Below are 16,813 nucleotides of genomic sequence, written 5' to 3'. Positions count from 1 at the left end.
TTGCTGATGCATGATGCAGTGGCTAAAAAGGAGCGGCGAGCACGCCGTCGTAAGGCAGTAAGGGCGCTGCGCGCCCTCGAACGCTGTAGTCAAAACGGTCTGAAACATGACTGCTTGACTGGCAGCAGTGGGCCGGCAAAAAACACCCGCCAGCCGTTAGCAAAAATCATCAAGAACCCGGCGCGGCGCCCGATATCAGCGTTCCATACAACGCCTGCGCAGCAGGCTGCAATGGCCTGTCACGGCGCCGTATCAGCGCAAGGATCCGATCTACGGTGGGTTCGACCAGCGGAATGCCACAAAGGCGGGGATGATCGTGCGGTAGCGCCATGCCCGGCAGCACTGCCATCCCTAGCCCAGCCTCTACCAGGGCCAGCACGCCAACAACGTGGTTGGCTTCGTAGTGTATGGTGGGTCGTCGTTCCAGGTGGGCAATGGCGTTCTCGATCAAGCTGCGATTGCCACTTTGCTTCGACACGCTCACCATTCGTTGGCCCGCCAATTCTTCCCAGGCAATACAGTCTCGTCCGGACCATGGGTGGTCGCGCCGCAACGCCAGCCGGTAGGGCTCGGCGCGGACTGCATGAAATTCGATGTTGGGTTCCTGCGCACCCATGAAATTGATCCCAAAATCGGACTCTCCCGACATGACGCTGGCCAGCACTGCATTCGCGTTTTCATCGATCACGTGCACACGCACGCCCGGATGCTGGTTGCCAAACCGATGAATAGCCTCGGGCAGGAAGTGCAGCGCTGCCGACGGGATCGCCGCCACAGTCACCAGCCCGCGCTGGAGAGAGACCTCGTCGCCGAGCCGCAGCACCGCGCCGTCAAGAATTGCCAGCGCTGCACGGGCCTCCTCCAGGAACTGCCGTCCGATGTGGGTCGTCTCCACCCGGCGCGTGGTCCGCTCGAGCAGGCGCGAGCCGAGCGTTCTCTCCAGCTTCTCGATACGCCGGCTGAGCGCAGGCTGGGAAATATGAAGCGCCTCCGCGGCCATTCGAAAGCTGCCTTTTTCCGCGACGGCGACAAAGGCCTGAAGGTCCTCGAGACCGAAATTAATGCGTATCATGCATCAGTTATTGAAAACATTGCAATTCACAGATTAGTCGTTACGCAATACGCTAGCAATGCCTAGGCGGGACGTCGTGACGTGCCGTGAAGCGCACAAAAACACGAAACCCGGAGACCCCCCTTGAAATTCGCAATTCGCTTGCTGTTGCTCCCCCTGACCCTTGCCGCCTGTGTGACCGCCAGCGCCGAGACCTGGCCAGCGAAGCCCGTGAAGTTTGTCGTACCGTTCGGTCCCGGCGGTGCCAACGACCTGGTTGCCCGCGCCGTGGCCGACGCGGCGTCCAAGCAGCTTGGCCAGACCATCATCGTGGAGAACAAGCCGGGCGCCGGCTCGGTACTGGGTGCCGATTATGTCGCCAAGTCAGCCCCGGACGGCTATACGTTCCTGGCGCCGGCGGCCGGGGTCATCACCAACGCCATGATCAAGGCACACCTGCCGTACAAGGAGCAAGACCTGGTACCGGTGGCCTTGCTTGCAGTCAGTCCGTCGATCATCGTGGTGCCAGCCGACTCGCCGATCAAGGACCTCAAGAGCCTGGTCGCCCTCGGCAAAGGGAGCAAGAGCCTGAACTTTGCTACGGCGGGCACCGGCAGCACGCCGCATTTCGTCGCCGAGATGCTGAAAGTGGCGACCGGCGCCAAGCTCGAGATCATTCCCTACAAGAGCGGGTCGGAGGGCATGGTGGCCGTGGTCGGCAAGCAGGTGGACGCAACGTCGGAAGCCAGTGTGGTGGTGCTTCCGCAGGTAAAGGGCGGCAAGCTGCGGGCCATCGCTTCAACCTGGAATACGCGCATTGCCGCAATGCCCGATGTGCCCACCACTACCGAACTCGGCTATTCCGGCATCTTCATCGGCCACTGGTCTGGTGTATTCGCTCCGCGCGGCACCCCCGAGGCGATTCTCGACAAGATGAACAAGGCCATCGACGCCGCCCTCAAGTCCCCGGAACTGCGCGCCCGCCTGATCCCGCAAGGCATTCAGCCAATGGGCGGAACGCGGGCAGATTTTTCCAAATTCCTGGCAGCAGAAAAGGGCCGCCTCGGCCCGATCGCGCGTGCCGCCAACATGAAGGAAGACTGAGGAGCGGTGCAGCGCACTGCCATCAGTCGAGGGAGACAGCATGAAATTCGCAACGTCTGCAGCCAGGCACGCCATCCCGCTCCTGCTGCTCTGGTTGGCAGGTCCAGCCTGGGCGGATGAGATCCGTGTCATCACTTCGGGCGGCTTCACGGCCGCCTACCAGAAACTTGTGCCGCTGTACGAGGCCGCCACACAGGACCACGTCATCACCGCGTACGGTGCATCGATGGGCAATGCCCCCGATTCCATTCCCAGCCGGCTGGCGCGAGGCGAGACATTCGATGTGGTGATCCTGGCGGACTCAGGGCTCGACAAGCTGGTAGAGGAAGGCAAAGTGGCGCGAGGGAGCCGGGTCGACCTGGCGCGCTCGCTGATCGGCATGTCCGTGCGCAAGGGGACGCCAAAGCCGGATATCAGCACTGCAGAAGCCGTGAAGCAAACGCTGCTCAACGCCAGATCGATCGCCTATTCCGCCAGCGCCAGCGGCACCTATCTTTCCAACGAGCTGTTTCCCCGGCTCGGCGTCGCGGACAAGATCAAGGACAAGGCCCACAAGATCTACAGCGAGCGCGTCGGGACCGTGGTCGCGCGCGGCGACGCGGACATCGGCTTTCAGCAGGTAAGCGAATTGCTGCCGTTCAAGGAACTGGATTTCGTTGGCCCGCTGCCCGAGGACCTGCAACAGAAAGTCTTCTTCGCAGCCGGAACGATTGCAGGTCGCCAGACAGCAGCCACCTCGCGCTTCGTCAGATTCCTGGCCTCGCCAGCGGCGGCCGCGATTGTCGGCAGCACCGGACTCGAACCTGTGGCGACCCCGCTGCCGCCGCCAGCGCCGCCAGTGCTCGGACAACCGCCGAAGCCCTGATGCCTGCGGGCCGGCCCGGATCTGCCCGTTCCCACAGGTTCACGGACAAGCAGAGAAAAGCCCCTCGGCGCGGGGTGGCTCCGAGGGGCTGAAGGCCTGTAGACAGGAGGAGATCCAGCGCCTACGCGGCCAGTGTACGGGGCTGCCGGCAAGGGGCGCATCCCCCAAGCGGGTCAAGCCCCAATCAAGTTTTTCCTTCTGCGCGGTGCAGGCCGCAGGGTTCCCGGGTGCAGTGAGGTAAGCTGACCGGGCACCTGTCGAAGTTCTCCGGAAATCTCGGCGATTCAAACCCATCAGGCCTGGCGAGATGCACGGTCCAACACTCACGTTCGCCAATCAGGAAGCCTGGGAAGCCTGGCTCGAAGCCAACGCAGAGGCTGTGCCCGGTGTCTGGCTGCGCATTGCAAAGCGATCTGCCGAACGGTCCACCGTTTCTTATGCCCAGGCACTTGAGAGCGCGCTTTGCTACGGTTGGATCGATGGGCAGAAGCAGGCTGACAGCGAGCACTACTGGTTACAACGATTTACGCCCCGAACCGCCAGAAGCATCTGGTCCAGGATCAACAAGGCAAAAGCCGAGGCCTTGATTTCCGCCGGGAGGATGCGCCCCGCAGGGCTTCGCGCAATCGATCGAGCCAGGCGCGACGGACGTTGGGAGACCGCCTATGCATCCGCCAGCACGGCGAGCTTGCCCGATGATCTGCGGCAGGCCCTCGACGCCAACCCGAAGGCAAAGCAGTTCTTCGCTACCCTGAGTAGCCAGAACCGGTATGCCATCCTGTTCAGGATCCAGAACGTAAAGAAGGCCGAAACGCGCGCAAGGAAAATTTCTCAATTCATCGACATGCTGAACCGTGGCGAAAAGCTTCACCCATAGCCTCTAGCTGCATTCTGTGGTGCTACTTCGACCACGGCGCCGTACACCACTGCTGCTCGCAAGGCACCCCATCATGGTTGCCGTCCATCTTGGTATCGGGACAGTTCTTCAGAAAGAATTTTGCTTCGCTACACGACGTCATCTGCGAGCAATGGGTTCGGCCGTCACAGTGGAAATGAACTTGTGCCACCTCGCCCGTATCGGCAGGCGCAGCCGCCTCGGCAACCCGCCATTCCTTGCTGCGTGCATGCCGGCTATAGGTAGAGTAGGCGTAGGCGCCAATTGCGACTGCCAACACCAGCGCGGTCAGCCTGGGCGTGAATGAGCGGCGACTCCGTACCTGTTGTGCCCGTTTATGCGGCCGCTTCAAGCCTTGTCCCACTACCTTCCGATACACCCGGATCGCCGCGGGCTTGCCGTCCTTGCCGGCGCCGACCTCATAGTCCAGCGACTCTCCGACTGTTGGCCGCAAGCCGTCCCGGGGAAATGCACTGATGTGAACGAAGACTTCGCGGCCAGGGGCGGCGGGCGCAATGAAGCCAAAGCCGCGATCGTCATTCCAGGATTTGAGCTTGCCGGTAAATCGCATGGGGAGAATCGCAAAAAAAGCCTGAGACGATCCAGGCGACCGTTCCAGGCTTCATTCCGTAGGGATAAGCGCTGCCTGCGCCGCGCAATGTAGTGGCACCGCGTATCGGGTGTCAATACATGCTGGCGCCTCAAGGCCTCGATGTAGCGGACAGGCGCCCATGCAGGAACTGCCAGGCCTCGAACCGCGTCACGCCTGGCAAGACCAGCATCACGACGCGCGGGTCTCGCCGGCGAGGATCCGGTCGCCCTCTGGCTTGCCCCGCAGGTACCACGCGAGCGACAGCAGCGCCACCCAGCCCGCGCCGACATACAGCGCCACGCGCGTGTCTTCGACATACCCCAGCACGCCGATGACGAACAGCATGAAGGCAATCGCCAGCGCCGGTCCGGCCGGCCACAGCGGCACCTTGAACTTGAGGGCGCGGACTTCCTCGGCCGACAGGCGACGGCGCATGGCAACCTGCGACAGAAGGATCATGAGCCACACCCATACCGTGGCGAAGGTCGCGATCGATGCAATGATCACGAACACCTGCTCGGGAATCAGGTAGTTCAGCACCACGCCGCCGAGCAGCGCGGCCGCCATCGCCAGCACCGTCACCCACGGCACACCGTGACGCGAGGTGGTGCCGAAAAGGCGCGGTGCGTGGCCTTGCTCCGCCATGCCGAACATCATCCGTCCGGCACCGAAGATGTTGCTGTTGATGGCCGAGATGGCGGCGGAAATCACGATGACGTTGAGGATCGCCGCGGCAGACTGGATGCCCAGCCCGGAGAAGATCTGCACGAACGGGCTGCCCTGGCCGCCAATGCCGGTCCACGGAAAGATCGCCATCAATACGGTCATGGTCAGCACGTAGAACAGCAGGATCCGCGCCGGCACGGCGTTGATGGCCCTTGGAATGACCTTCTCCGGATGCTTCGCTTCACCGCCGGTGATGCCGATGATCTCGATGCCGCCGTACGCAAACATTACCACCGCCAGCGACGCGATCAGTCCCCCGGCACCGTGCGGCAGAAAGCCTCCATGGGCCCACAGGTTGGTCAACCCCGGCGAGTGTTCGCCGTTCATCTTGACGCCGAGGAACAGGATCAGGGTGCCGCCAATGATCATGGCGCCGATAGCGAGGATCTTCACCAGCGCCAGCCAGAATTCGAGTTCCCCGAACACCTTCACGTTGCACAGGTTCAGGCCGCAGATCAGCATGACGATGCCGAGCACCCAGATCCATTGCGGCACCTCGGGAAACCAGAATCCCATGTAAATGCCGAATGCCGTCACGTCCGCCAGGCAGACGATGATCATTTCGAGGATATAGGTCCATCCGGTCAGGAACCCCGCGAGCGGCCCGAGGTACTCGCTGGCATACCGGCCGAACGAGCCGGACACCGGCTCGCGAACCGCCATCTCGCCGAGCGCGCGCATGACCATGTAGACGGCCGCGCCGCCCAGGATGTAGGCCAGGATGACGGCCGGTCCGGCAAGCTGGATGGCGGATGCCGAGCCGTAGAACAGGCCCGTGCCAATGGCCGAGCCGAGCGCAAGGAAGCGGACATGCCGCGCGCTCAGGTTGCGTTGCAGTTTTTTCAAGCTGTCTCCAGGAAGATATCGGAATGGGAGCCGCTGCTCCCATGGCGCGCGGGGCTTCGCCCGTTCCGCGCCGGTGCAGGTGTTTTGCCTTAGAGGCTGGGCAGCATGCCCGCGGACAGCATGCCCGTGAGGTGACGGCCGGCGATCAGTGCGCTGGCGCTTTCGATGTCCGGCGCGAAGTAGCGGTCCTTGTCGTAGAACGGCACCGACTGGCGCAGCAGGCCGCGCGCGCGTTCGAGCGTCTCGGAGGTCTTCGCGCCTTCGCGGAAATCGAGACCCTGGCACGCCGCGAGCCATTCGATGGCGACGATGCCCTTCACGTTGTCGGCCATTTCCCAAAGACGCTTTCCGGCGTTGGGGGCCATCGACACGTGGTCCTCCTGGTTCGCGGAGGTCGGCAGGCTGTCGACGCTGGCCGGATGGGCGAGCGCCTTGTTATCCGACGCCAGCGCGGCGGCCGTGACCTGCGCGATCATGAAGCCGGAGTTGACGCCGCCATTGGCGACGAGGAACGCCGGCAGCTGCGACATATGCTTGTCCATCATCAGCGAGATGCGCCGCTCGCTCAGTGCGCCGATCTCGGCCAGGGCCAGCGCGAGGTTGTCCGCCGCCATGGCCACCGGCTCCGCGTGGAAATTGCCGCCGGAAATGATGTCCCCTTCCTCGGCAAACACCAGCGGATTGTCGGAGACGGAGTTTGCTTCGACGGCGAGGACATCCGCCGCATTGCGGATCTGCGTCAGGCAGGCGCCCATCACCTGCGGCTGGCAGCGCAGCGAATAGGGATCCTGGACCTTTTCGCAGCCCGCATGGGATTGGCCGATCTCGCTCGTGGGGCCCAGCAGGTCGCGGTAGATCGCGGCCGAGTCGATCTGGCCGCGCTGACCACGCGCCGCGTGGATTCGGGGATCGAACGGCGCACGCGAGCCGAGCGACGCTTCGACGGTCAGCGCCCCGCAGACACTCGCCGCGGCAAACAAGTCTTCCGCCTGGAACAAGCCCTGCAGTGCGTAGGCGGTGGACACTTGCGTGCCGTTGAGCAAGGCCAGCCCTTCCTTGGCGGCGAGCGTGAGCGGTTGCAGGTCGGCCAGCGCCAGCGCTTCACGCGCGGGCAGCCACTGTCCGCGATGGCGTGCCTGGCCTTCGCCAAGCAGCAGTAGCGACATATGGGCCAGCGGCGCCAGGTCGCCCGAGGCACCGACCGAGCCTTTTAGCGGAATGCAGGGGTACACCTCGGCGTTAACCAGCGCGATCAGCGCGTGGATTACCTTGCGGCGGATACCGGACAAGCCGCGCGCCAGGCTATTGATCTTCAGCACCATGATCAGGCGCGCCAGCGCGTCATCGATCGGCTCGCCGACGCCGGCCGCGTGCGAGAGCACCAGCGAGCGCTGCAGGCTCTCCAGGTCATCCCGTGCAATGCGCGTCTGCGCCAGCAGGCCGAAGCCGGTGTTGATGCCATAGGCCGTGCGGCCCTCGGAGATCACGCTTTCCACGCACGCCACGCTGCGGTCGATCGCCGAGAAGGCGCGCTCGTCGAGCGTGATCCTGACGGGATGCTGGTGGACGGCGCGCAATTGCGCGAGCGTCAGCTCGCCGGGTTGCAGGTGCAGGGCGGTAGCCGACTGGTTTGCTTGAAGGGACATGTTCAGATTCACTGGGTGGCGCCGGGCATCGGCGGGGTCATACCGCTTGGCATCGGCAGGGGTGCTTATCTATGGTTGTACGTTATTGTATATACAAGCAGATGGATACTAGGGTATACCACTCCTGGTAACCCGCCCTGCCCGTGGGCAAGGCGCGGAACGCCCCGCTAACGGCACCACCGCATCGGGATAACCCTAGGCCCGCGTGACGGCGAAATGACAGCTTGGATGTCTAGCATCGCCGTCCCATAGCCCGCCATGGGCATTGGTCATAGGAGACAACTGTCATGCGCATCGCCGGCATGGTTGACAAAGCACAGCGCTCACGACAAGTCGGGTTCGTCGCGTCGCGTGCGGTAGAGCACACAGCACCGCTTCGCGCGGGCCTTTCGCGCAACATATGCTGCCTCACCGAGGCGTCGCAGCCCGCGATGCGATGCACGATTCTTGCCGCCCGCCACCCCGGCGAGCGAAAGCCCGATGCTGCGCGCACCGCCGCATCGGCCTGCCGGGTCGCGAACTACGCAGCGCCTGAGAATCGCCCATGCTGACCGCCATCGCCTATACGATGATCATCGTCTTCATGGCGCTGATCATGACCAAGCGCCTGTCGGCGATGGTTGCGCTGATCCTGGTGCCGATCGTCTTCGGGCTGCTGGCGGGCTTCGGCCTCGAGTTGGGGCCGATGATGCTGGAAGGCATCAAGAAGCTCGCCCCGACCGGCGTCATGCTGATGTTCGCGATCCTGTTCTTCGGGATCATGATCGATGCCGGCCTGTTCGACCCGGCCGTGCGAGTCATCCTCCGGCTGGTCGGCAATGATCCGACCAAGATCGTGATGGGAACGTTCGTGCTGGCGACGGTGGTCTCGCTCGACGGCGACGGCTCCACCACCTACATGATCACCTGCGCCGCCATGCTGCCGCTGTACAAGCGCCTGGGCCTGAGCCGCCTGGTGCTGGCCTGCGTCATCATGATGGCGGGCGGGCTCATGAACATCCTGCCGTGGGGCGGCCCGACCGCGCGCGCGGCCAGTTCGCTGGGCGTGGACGTGGGCCAGCTGTTCGTGCCGATGATCCTGCCGATGATCGTCACCGGTGTCTGGGGCCTGTTCGTCGCGGGCCTGCTGGGGCGCCGGGAAAAGAAGCGGCTTGGCGCCATTGCCTTGCAGCAAGCCGACCGGCCGGCCGACGGTGGCCCGGCAGTCACGGCCAGCGACCCGGCGACCGCGCGGCCGCGGCTGCTGTGGTTCAACCTTGCGCTGACGGTAGCCCTGATGGCACTGCTGATTCACGGCGCGATCCCGCTGCAGGTGCTGTTCATGGTGGCCTCGGCCATCGCCCTGATGGTCAACTACCCCAATATGCAGGACCAGAAGGAACGGCTCTCTGCGCATGCCGGCAATATCGTCCCGGTCGTTTCGCTGATTTTCGCCGCGGGCATTTTCGTGGGCATCCTGTCGGGCACGAAGATGGTGGATGCCATCGCCGCCAGCGTGATTGCCGGCCTGCCCAACTGGCTGGAGCCGTACCTCGCGGTGGTGACGGCGGTGCTGAGCGTGCCGTTCACGTTCTTCATCTCCAACGATGCCTTCTACTTCGGCATCCTGCCGATCCTCGCCAAGGCCGGTGCCGTGCACGGCATTACCGCGGCGGAACTGGGCCGCGCTTCGCTGATCGGCCAGCAGGTCCACCTGCTCAGCCCGCTGGTGGCGTCGACCTACCTGCTGGTCGGCCTGGCGGAGGTCGAGTTCGGCGACCATCAGCGCTTTACGCTGTTGTGGGCACTGTCGGCGGCGGTGGTGATGCTGGCCGCGTGCATTGTCTTCGGCGTGATCCCGTTCATGGGCCGGACCTGAGGCACTGCCATGCAAAATCACCGCACCTCACGGCTCGCCCGCCGACGCGCCCTGCTCGGGCTGGCGCTGGGCTGGCCGCTGGCATCGTCCGCGCAGAACGCCAATGAATTGCTGGACTACGCGCCACGGGCCAAGGCGCCGCCCGGCTACGACCCCGCCTATGCCGGCATGGTCCGAGCGGCCGAGGACGAAGGCCGGCTGGTGATCTACGCGACCACGGACGCCGACGTGGTGAGGCCGCTGCTGGCGGATTTCCAGTTGATGTATCCCCGTGTCCGGGTCGAGTACGACGACCTGACCAGCACCGAGCTGTATCACCGTTACCTGGCCGAGACCCAGCTGGGGACCGAGTCCGCCGACGTGCTGTGGAGTTCGGCGATGGACCTGCAGGCCAGCCTGGTCAGGCGCGGCTATGCCATGACCTACGCCTCGCCGGAGGCATCCGCCCTGCCCGCCTGGGCCCGCTGGCAGGATCAGGGCTGGGCCACCAGCATCGACCCGGTGGCGATCGCCTACAACCGGAAGCTGCTCCGCCCCGCCCAGGTACCACGCACGCACGCCGACCTGGCAAAGCTGATGGCGACACAGGCCGGCCAGCTGCGCCGCAAGGTCATCACCTATGACATCGAGAAATCCGGCCTCGGGTTCCTGCTGGCCACGCAGGATGCCGGGGCGGGGCCGGTCTTGTGGGACATCGCCACGGCACTGGGCAAGCTCGACACCCGCTATGTGTCCACCAGCGCCGCCATGCTGCGCCAGGTCGCCAATGGCAGCATGGCGCTCGCCTACAACGTGCTTGGCGCGTACGCGCTTGGCCAGGCGCGGAACAATCCGGCCATCGGCGTCGCCTTCCTGACCGACTACACGCTGGTGCTGTCGCGCATCCAGCTGATCAGCCAGCGCGCGCGCCACCCGAACGCGGCGCGCTTGTGGATCGACTACACGCTGTCGCGGCGTGGCCAGAGCCTGATGGCGCAGCGCGCCGGACTGTACGCCGTGCGCAGCGATGTCGGCGGCGACACCACCGCCGCCCGGCTGGTGACGCAACTCGGCACCAGCATGCGGCCGATCCTGAACGACGCCGACCTGACGCGTCATCTCGATATCGCGGCCTATCGCGAGTTCGTGACACGCTGGCGCACCGCCACGGGGCAGAAGTAGCAACACCGCGGAATCCGCCACTTCAGGCGGATTTCTTGTATCGGCATATTGGCCCGGCACGCGCTTATACACAGCGATACAAAGCCCCGGGATTCCCGACACATGCCGCCTGGAGCGGCCTCCTAGACTCGTGCTCAGGTTGATCAAGCACACAGGAGAAACAGATGTCGGAACGAATCGATGTGCCCCGCCGGGGCTTTCTGGGCGTCGCGGCGGCAACGCTGGCCGCGGTGCAACTGGGCCTCTCGCAAGCCGCCCGGGCACAGGCCAGCGTAGCGAAGGCGGCACCCCTGCCCCGGACCAGGCCTGGTGCGCATACGGGCTTCGCACCAATCCGGCAGGTCAACGCCGGCGTGCTGAACGTCGGCTACGCCGAGGCTGGCCCGGCCGACGGGCCGGTCGCGCTGCTGCTGCATGGCTGGCCCTACGATATCCATAGCTTTGTCGACGTGGCGCCGCTGCTGGCGGCGCGCGGCTATCGCGTGATCGTGCCCTTCCTGCGCGGCAATGGCTCTACCACCTTCCTGTCGGCGGACACCAAGCGCAATGGCCAGCCTTCGGCCATCGCCGCCGACATGATCGCGCTGATGGATGCGCTCGCCATCCGCCACGCCGTGGTGGCCGGCTTCGACTGGGGCGCGCGCACCGCAGATATCATGGCAGCGCTGTGGCCGCAGCGATGCCGCGGACTGGTGTCGGTGAGCGGCTACCTGATCGGCAGCCAGGCCGCCGGCACGCAGCCGCTGCCGCCCGAGGCCGAACTGCAATGGTGGTACCAGTTCTACTTCGCCACGGACCGCGGCGCGGCCGGCTACCGCAAGTACACGCGGCGGTTCGCCAAACTGATCTGGAAGCTGGCATCGCCGCAATGGAACTTCGACGACGCCACTTTCGAGCGCAGCGCGGCCGCATTCGACAACCCCGACCATGTGGATATCACCATCCACAACTACCGCTGGCGGCAAGGGCTGGCCAGCGGCGAAGCGCGGTTCGATGACATCGAGAAGAAGCTGGCCACGGCGCCGGCCATCCTCGTGCCGACCATCACCATGGAAGGCGATGCCAACGGCGCGCCCCATCCCGAGCCCAGCGCCTATGCCAGCAAGTTCACCGGCCGCTATGAGCACCGCGAACTGACCGGCGGCATCGGCCACAACCTGCCGCAGGAAGCGTCTGCCGCCTTTGCGCAGGCCGTCCTTGACGTAGACCGGCGCTGAGGCGGGACGATGGTTCGGTGCCCGAAGGGGCGCGCCAGTTACAGCGGCACGACCTTCGGCGGGCCTTTCGGCTGGAACGGGAATCCCGGCGGAAATTCGGGCAGTGCCGGCATCGGCGGCATCGGGGGGAACGATGGCAATGGCGGCATCGCGGGCATCGGCGGCATTGGCATGTGTCCGCTGGGGTCAGGCTCCCCGACCGCAATGGACCGCATATCGTTATAGCCGCCGCGGATGGCGGCACGTGCGCCGAGGTCCAGTTCGCGGGTGCACGGCAGGTTTTCGATCAGTAGCGTGGACATGGGAATCTCCTGTAGTCATGGAAAGCGAACGGCGGAAACGACGTTCGACCGGAACTATGCAGATGCCGTGCCACGGAAGGCACGGGTCTTCAGGTGCGCGCTACGGCCTTGCGTGGAGGCCATCTGGTGGGCCGCGGCCAACAGCCGCGCGAAACGTCAGCGCGGCCCGAACAGCGGTATCCACCTGCCTTGTTTCCTAAGCGCCAACCTGCTCGATGGTCGGCTCGCACAGGATCGGAAAATTGACCGAATTGGCAATGAAGCATTGCTCGTGTGCGGCATGGTGCAGCTGCTTCGCCCGTTCGGGATCATCCGACGCGCGGATGGCGACGCGCGGCCGCAGCACGATCTGCGTGAACTGGCTGCGCTCGCCCTCGACCATCGTGCCATGCGCTTCATCCGCATACGCCAGCACGGCGATGCCCGCGTCGGCGCACAGGTGCAGGTACCAGAGCTTGTGGCATGCCGACACCGACGCCACCAGCAGGTCCTCGGGATTCCAGCGTGCCGCGTCGCCCAGGAACGCCGGGTCCGACGAGCCGGGAATGGCTGGCTTGGCCCCCGAGCGGATCATGTAGTCGCGTGCATAAGCCCGGTAGCCCGACGTCCCGCTTCCCTTGTTGCCGGTCCATTCGACCGACACACGATAGTGATGTTCACGCTTGGCCATGTCTGCGCTGCTCCCTAGTCGATGCCGTTGAAGTGCAACGCATGACGGGCCGGCCGGCCCTGCGTCGCCGGACTCCATTATTCCAAAGGACGCGAAACACGGTCGAAGGCCGCGGCTCCGGGCGCGGAAAACGGCTCAGGCGATCGAGCGCCGCAGTGCGCGCGACGGGTGGCTCGCCAGCCGCCGCGCCATCTGCAAGGAGACGCCGAAGCGGTCATAGAACGCGGATTCCACATCGCCGGCCGCAGGCCAGCCGACAAAGCGCTTCAGGTCCGCCATGGCGACGTCGCCGGTCAAGGCTTCGAACAGCAGGCGCATCAGCCGTTGCGTGCGGCAAAGGTCCGTCAGCGCCGTGCCTTGCGAGAACAACAGGCGGCGCAGCTGCGCCGCGGGCATGTCGAGCCGCTCCGCGATAAATCCGGCGCTCCACGCATATTGGGGCTGGAGAAACACGCGGCGCGAGATCCGTTGATGGAGGGCGTCCCGCGGTGCGCCGGGCATGCCGCGCCGGATCTCGAAGGTGCAGGACGACGGCTGCGCACCGCTGCCATCCAGGTGCATGTCGATGGTTTCAAACGGCTCGATCGTGACTTCCTGCCCAGGCATCAGCAGGCGCTCGTAGCCGCGCCGCCGGATGACCGACCTGCCCTGCGTGGGCACGACCGTCAGCGGAAACGCCAGGAACAGGCGCTGCAGGCTGACGTGCGAGTGTGACTGCAGGTGGGCGCGCATGGTGGGTCGGAGGTCGGTCGGGAGTCGGTCGCAAGTCGGTCGTTTCGGGCAGCATCATCGCCGCTAACCGTGCGGCGCACCATCTGCAATTTCCGAACGCACCGTTTGCCTGCGCCACACGCAGCGGTCCCGCTGCCGAGCCGTTCCAGGTCATTCCCAAGCGCTCCGCGCGAGCCCGTTCGACAGGTTTGCCGCCGGATGCCGTTATCATGAGGGGGCCTGGTATGTCTGCCGGCGCACGGCAGACTCACCGTTGCCTGAATGGCAAGGGACTGCCGGGCCCGCCGCAGGACCGCTGCCGTTTTCAATCCGCCGCTCCCATTCGTCCTGCATGGAACACAACATACCTCTTATCACCACGCTTGCCGCCGGCTTCGGCATCGCCCTGGTCCTTGGCTACCTGGCCGAGCGATTCAAGGTGCCGGCGCTGGTCGGCTACCTGGTCGCCGGCATCATCATCGGCCCGGGCACGCCGGGCTTCGTCGCCGACGTCCATCTGGCGTCCCAGCTTTCCGAGATCGGCGTGATGCTGCTGATGTTCGGCGTGGGGCTGCATTTTTCGCTGAAAGACCTGCTGGCGGTCAAGCGCATCGCCGTGCCCGGCGCGGTCGTGCAGATGGCACTGGCGACGGCGCTCGGCGCGGGCGTGGCGTGGCTGTGGGACTGGCATTGGGGCAGCGGGCTGATCTTCGGGCTCTCGCTGTCGTGCGCCAGCACGGTGGTGCTGCTCAAGGCGCTGGAGACGCGTGGCGTGCTCGAAAGCATGAACGGCCGCATCGCCGTGGGCTGGCTGGTGGTCGAAGACCTGGCCACGGTGCTGGTGCTGGTGCTGCTGCCGCCGTTGGCCGGGATTCTCGGCGGATCGACGGGCACCGAAGCGGCCGAGGCCACATCGCTATGGACCACCATCGCGATGACGCTGCTGCAGGTGGGCGCCTTCATCGCGCTGATGCTGGTAGCAGGCCGACGCGTGCTGCCGTGGTTCCTTTGGCTGGTGGCGCGCACCGGCTCGCGCGAGCTGTTCACGCTGTCGGTCATCGCCGCCGCCATCGGCATCGCGTATGGCGCGGCGCAGCTGTTCAGCGTCTCGTTCGCACTGGGCGCGTTCTTCGCGGGCATGGTCATGCGCGAATCCGAGTTCAGCCACCGCGCGGCGCAGGAATCGCTGCCGCTGCGCGACGCGTTCTCGGTGCTGTTCTTCGTCTCGGTCGGCATGCTGTTCAAGCCGGCGATCCTGATCGAGCAGCCGCTGCACGTGCTGGCCACCGTGGCGATCATCATCCTGGGCAAATCGGCCGCGGCCTTCGGGCTCGTGCTGGCCTTCCGCTATCCGCTCAATACCGCGCTGACGGTATCGGCCAGCCTTGCGCAGATCGGCGAGTTCTCTTTCATCCTGGCCGGCCTGGGCCTGTCGCTCGGGCTGTTGCCGGCCGAGGGCATGAGCCTGGTGCTGGCGGCCGCGCTGATCTCGATCGCGCTGAACCCGGTGCTGTTCGCCGTCAACGAACCGTTCCGGCGCTGGATCCTCAAGCGCTCGGCACTGGCCCGGGGCCTGGAGCAGCGCGGCGACCCCTACGCCGAACTGCCGATGAGCACCGAGCGCAAGTACCTGGAAGGCCAGGTGGTGCTGGTCGGCTATGGCCGCGTGGGCCGGCGCATTGCCAGTGCGCTGCAGGCGCGCGGCATTCCGTATGTGGTCGCGGAGCAGAACCGGGAGCTGGTGGAAAGCCTGCGCAATCGCGGCATCGCGGCGGTCTCCGGCAATGCCGCCGAGCCCGCCGTCCTGATCCAGGCCCATATCGCGCGCGCCGCGATGCTGGTGGTGGCGATTGCCGATCCGATCGATGTGCGCCAGATAGCCGGCATCGCGCGCACGCTCAATCCGTCGATCGAGGTCGTCCTGCGCACGCACAACGAGGACGAGTCCGTCATGCTGCGCAAGGAAGAGATCGGCACGGTCTTCTATGGCGAGGAGGAACTGGCCAGGGGCATGACCGCCCATGTGCTGGAGCGCTTTGCGCCAGGGCCGCAGGTTCACGCCTCAGGCCATGCCGCAGGACACGCGGCCTGAGCTACAGGACTTGAAAACGCGCGGGGCATTGCGCCCCCGCCATCAATCCGCGGCGGCACCCGACGACTTCGCCACCTTCGTCCACCGCTGCGTCTCCTTGCCGATGAAATCGCCCAGTTGCGCCGGCGTCATGTCGCCGGCGGTCACGCCCTGCTCCTCGAAGCGTTTCAGCACATCCGGCTGCTTCAGCGCCTTCGCCAGCTCCGTGCCCAGGCGCTGCGTCACCGCGGCGGGCGTGCCGCGCGGCGCCATCAGCGCAAACCAGGTAGTCACCTCGTAACCCTTGATCCCGCTTTCCTCGAGCGTGGGCACGCCTGGGTAGGCCGGGGACCGTTTCGCGGTGGTGACGGCCAGCGCCCTGACCTTGCCCGAACGGACGTGGGGCGCGGCCGAAGGGCTGGTTTCAATGGCCATCTGGATCTGCCCGGCGATCAGGTCGGTCATCATCGGTGCGCCACCCTTGTACGGGACGTGGACGATGTCGGTGCCTGTCATGGACCGGAACAGTTCTCCCGACAGATGCTCGGTACTGCCCGGTCCGGCGGAGCCGTAGTTGACCTGCCCGCGGTGGGACTTGATATAGGCGATCAGCTCCGCCACGGATTTCACAGGCATCGACGGGCTGACCAGCAGCACATTGGGCGTCAGCGCCACCAGGCCAACCGGCACCAGGTCGCGCGTGAAGTCGTAGGGCAGCGACTTGTAGATGCCGGGCGCCATGGTATGTGCCACGGTGGCCAACAGCACCGTGTAGCCATCCGGCGCGGCGCGCGCGACGTTGGCCGCGCCAAGCGTGCCGCCGGCGCCGGGGCGGTTGTCCACCACCACGGGCTGGTGCAGGGCTTCGCCGAGTTTTTGTCCGATGGTTCGGGCGATGATGTCCGTGGTGCCGCCGGAGGCGAACGGCACGACGAGGGTGACAGGCTTGTCGGGCCAGCTCTGGGCGGCGGCGGGTGCCAGGCCGGACAGTGCCAGGCCCGCTCCGAGCAGGCAGGCCAGAGCAGTGCGGCGAACGGTATTGGTCATCGGACGGTCTCCTTGGGGATAGATGGTTTTCTTGTCGGTGCGGCAGCGTTC

At 65.4% G+C, this 16,813-nt stretch carries 15 protein-coding genes; 7 read left to right on the top strand and 8 right to left on the bottom strand.

Annotated elements, in window-relative coordinates; genetic code table 11:
- Nucleotides 1-169 precede the first annotated feature (169 nt).
- A complete protein-coding gene (locus AC3FKG_RS19505) occupies nt 170-1,072 on the bottom strand; it encodes a LysR family transcriptional regulator (protein WP_488743925.1) in 903 nt (300 codons plus the stop codon).
- Between the two features lie 123 nt (nt 1,073-1,195).
- Between AC3FKG_RS19505 and AC3FKG_RS19500 the strand changes: the two genes are divergently transcribed.
- The 3 genes from AC3FKG_RS19500 (at nt 1,196) to AC3FKG_RS19490 (ending at nt 3,897) form a co-directional block, all read left to right on the top strand.
- Nucleotides 1,196-2,155: a tripartite tricarboxylate transporter substrate binding protein gene (locus AC3FKG_RS19500; RefSeq protein ID WP_488743924.1), complete on the top strand. Its 960-nt coding sequence runs from the start codon at nt 1,196-1,198 to the stop codon at nt 2,153-2,155.
- Between the two features lie 40 nt (nt 2,156-2,195).
- A complete protein-coding gene (locus AC3FKG_RS19495) occupies nt 2,196-3,020 on the top strand; it encodes a substrate-binding domain-containing protein (RefSeq protein WP_488743923.1) in 825 nt (274 codons plus the stop codon).
- Between the two features lie 307 nt (nt 3,021-3,327).
- Nucleotides 3,328-3,897 (top strand): YdeI/OmpD-associated family protein, encoded by a 570-nt coding sequence (locus AC3FKG_RS19490; RefSeq protein WP_488743922.1) that lies wholly within the window; start codon nt 3,328-3,330, stop codon nt 3,895-3,897.
- Between the two features lie 22 nt (nt 3,898-3,919).
- On the opposite strand, the gene AC3FKG_RS19485 is transcribed toward AC3FKG_RS19490, so the two are convergent.
- From AC3FKG_RS19485 to hutH, 3 genes are all read right to left on the bottom strand, one after another.
- Nucleotides 3,920-4,486 (bottom strand): cold shock domain-containing protein, encoded by a 567-nt coding sequence (locus AC3FKG_RS19485; RefSeq protein WP_488743921.1) that lies wholly within the window; start codon nt 4,484-4,486, stop codon nt 3,920-3,922.
- A 210-nt stretch (nt 4,487-4,696) separates the two neighbouring features.
- Nucleotides 4,697-6,079: an amino acid permease gene (locus AC3FKG_RS19480; RefSeq protein WP_483713467.1), complete on the bottom strand. Its 1,383-nt coding sequence runs from the start codon at nt 6,077-6,079 to the stop codon at nt 4,697-4,699.
- A gap of 89 nt (nt 6,080-6,168) precedes the next feature.
- A complete protein-coding gene (gene hutH, locus AC3FKG_RS19475) occupies nt 6,169-7,725 on the bottom strand; it encodes a histidine ammonia-lyase (protein WP_483713466.1) in 1,557 nt (518 codons plus the stop codon).
- A 544-nt stretch (nt 7,726-8,269) separates the two neighbouring features.
- On the opposite strand from hutH, the gene AC3FKG_RS19470 reads away from it, so the two are divergent.
- The 3 genes from AC3FKG_RS19470 (at nt 8,270) to AC3FKG_RS19460 (ending at nt 11,961) form a co-directional block, all read left to right on the top strand.
- Nucleotides 8,270-9,583 carry a CitMHS family transporter gene (locus AC3FKG_RS19470; protein ID WP_488743920.1) on the top strand — a complete coding sequence of 438 codons (1,314 nt, stop codon included), beginning with the start codon at nt 8,270-8,272 and terminating at the stop codon, nt 9,581-9,583.
- A gap of 9 nt (nt 9,584-9,592) precedes the next feature.
- Entirely contained in the window at nt 9,593-10,744 is a 1,152-nt protein-coding gene (locus tag AC3FKG_RS19465; protein ID WP_488743919.1) for an ABC transporter substrate-binding protein, read from the top strand.
- A gap of 164 nt (nt 10,745-10,908) precedes the next feature.
- Complete coding sequence (locus tag AC3FKG_RS19460) at nt 10,909-11,961, top strand: alpha/beta fold hydrolase (protein ID WP_488743918.1); 1,053 nt, start codon at nt 10,909-10,911, stop codon at nt 11,959-11,961.
- 38 nt (nt 11,962-11,999) lie between these two features.
- Here the strand turns inward: AC3FKG_RS19460 and AC3FKG_RS19455 are convergent, their stop codons facing one another.
- The 3 genes from AC3FKG_RS19455 to AC3FKG_RS19445 form a co-directional block, all read right to left on the bottom strand.
- Nucleotides 12,000-12,263, bottom strand: coding sequence for a hypothetical protein (locus AC3FKG_RS19455; RefSeq protein ID WP_483713462.1), 264 nt, complete (start codon nt 12,261-12,263; stop codon nt 12,000-12,002).
- A gap of 196 nt (nt 12,264-12,459) precedes the next feature.
- Nucleotides 12,460-12,933: an OsmC family protein gene (locus AC3FKG_RS19450; protein WP_483713461.1), complete on the bottom strand. Its 474-nt coding sequence runs from the start codon at nt 12,931-12,933 to the stop codon at nt 12,460-12,462.
- 135 nt (nt 12,934-13,068) lie between these two features.
- Nucleotides 13,069-13,665, bottom strand: a complete 597-nt coding sequence (locus tag AC3FKG_RS19445) for an AraC family transcriptional regulator (RefSeq protein ID WP_483713460.1) — start codon at nt 13,663-13,665, stop codon at nt 13,069-13,071.
- Between the two features lie 331 nt (nt 13,666-13,996).
- Between AC3FKG_RS19445 and AC3FKG_RS19440 the strand changes: the two genes are divergently transcribed.
- The gene (locus AC3FKG_RS19440) at nt 13,997-15,736 is read left to right on the top strand and encodes a cation:proton antiporter domain-containing protein (protein ID WP_488743917.1); all 1,740 of its coding nucleotides are present in this window, start codon (nt 13,997-13,999) and stop codon (nt 15,734-15,736) included.
- Between the two features lie 42 nt (nt 15,737-15,778).
- Here the strand turns inward: AC3FKG_RS19440 and AC3FKG_RS19435 are convergent, their stop codons facing one another.
- Nucleotides 15,779-16,762 carry a Bug family tripartite tricarboxylate transporter substrate binding protein gene (locus tag AC3FKG_RS19435; protein ID WP_488743916.1) on the bottom strand — a complete coding sequence of 328 codons (984 nt, stop codon included), beginning with the start codon at nt 16,760-16,762 and terminating at the stop codon, nt 15,779-15,781.
- Nucleotides 16,763-16,813 lie beyond the last annotated feature (51 nt).

This window comes from Cupriavidus sp. 22TCCZM04-2, from assembly GCF_057798895.1.
This window is presented reverse-complemented; position numbering and strand designations above follow the sequence as displayed.

What these genes read in the sequence shown, in the direction of transcription:
- AC3FKG_RS19495 (WP_488743923.1), top strand. Translation starts at nt 2,196, where the DNA reads ATGAAATTCGCAACGTCTGCAGCCAGGCACGCCATCCCGCTCCTGCTG.
- AC3FKG_RS19435 (WP_488743916.1), bottom strand. Translation starts at nt 16,762, where the DNA reads ATGACCAATACCGTTCGCCGCACTGCTCTGGCCTGCCTGCTCGGAGCG.
- AC3FKG_RS19440 (WP_488743917.1), top strand. Translation starts at nt 13,997, where the DNA reads ATGGAACACAACATACCTCTTATCACCACGCTTGCCGCCGGCTTCGGC.
- AC3FKG_RS19490 (WP_488743922.1), top strand. Translation starts at nt 3,328, where the DNA reads ATGCACGGTCCAACACTCACGTTCGCCAATCAGGAAGCCTGGGAAGCC.
- AC3FKG_RS19450 (WP_483713461.1), bottom strand. Translation starts at nt 12,933, where the DNA reads ATGGCCAAGCGTGAACATCACTATCGTGTGTCGGTCGAATGGACCGGC.
- AC3FKG_RS19470 (WP_488743920.1), top strand. Translation starts at nt 8,270, where the DNA reads ATGCTGACCGCCATCGCCTATACGATGATCATCGTCTTCATGGCGCTG.
- AC3FKG_RS19485 (WP_488743921.1), bottom strand. Translation starts at nt 4,486, where the DNA reads ATGCGATTTACCGGCAAGCTCAAATCCTGGAATGACGATCGCGGCTTT.
- AC3FKG_RS19455 (WP_483713462.1), bottom strand. Translation starts at nt 12,263, where the DNA reads ATGTCCACGCTACTGATCGAAAACCTGCCGTGCACCCGCGAACTGGAC.
- hutH (WP_483713466.1), bottom strand. Translation starts at nt 7,725, where the DNA reads ATGTCCCTTCAAGCAAACCAGTCGGCTACCGCCCTGCACCTGCAACCC.
- AC3FKG_RS19445 (WP_483713460.1), bottom strand. Translation starts at nt 13,665, where the DNA reads ATGCGCGCCCACCTGCAGTCACACTCGCACGTCAGCCTGCAGCGCCTG.
- AC3FKG_RS19460 (WP_488743918.1), top strand. Translation starts at nt 10,909, where the DNA reads ATGTCGGAACGAATCGATGTGCCCCGCCGGGGCTTTCTGGGCGTCGCG.
- AC3FKG_RS19465 (WP_488743919.1), top strand. Translation starts at nt 9,593, where the DNA reads ATGCAAAATCACCGCACCTCACGGCTCGCCCGCCGACGCGCCCTGCTC.
- AC3FKG_RS19505 (WP_488743925.1), bottom strand. Translation starts at nt 1,072, where the DNA reads ATGATACGCATTAATTTCGGTCTCGAGGACCTTCAGGCCTTTGTCGCC.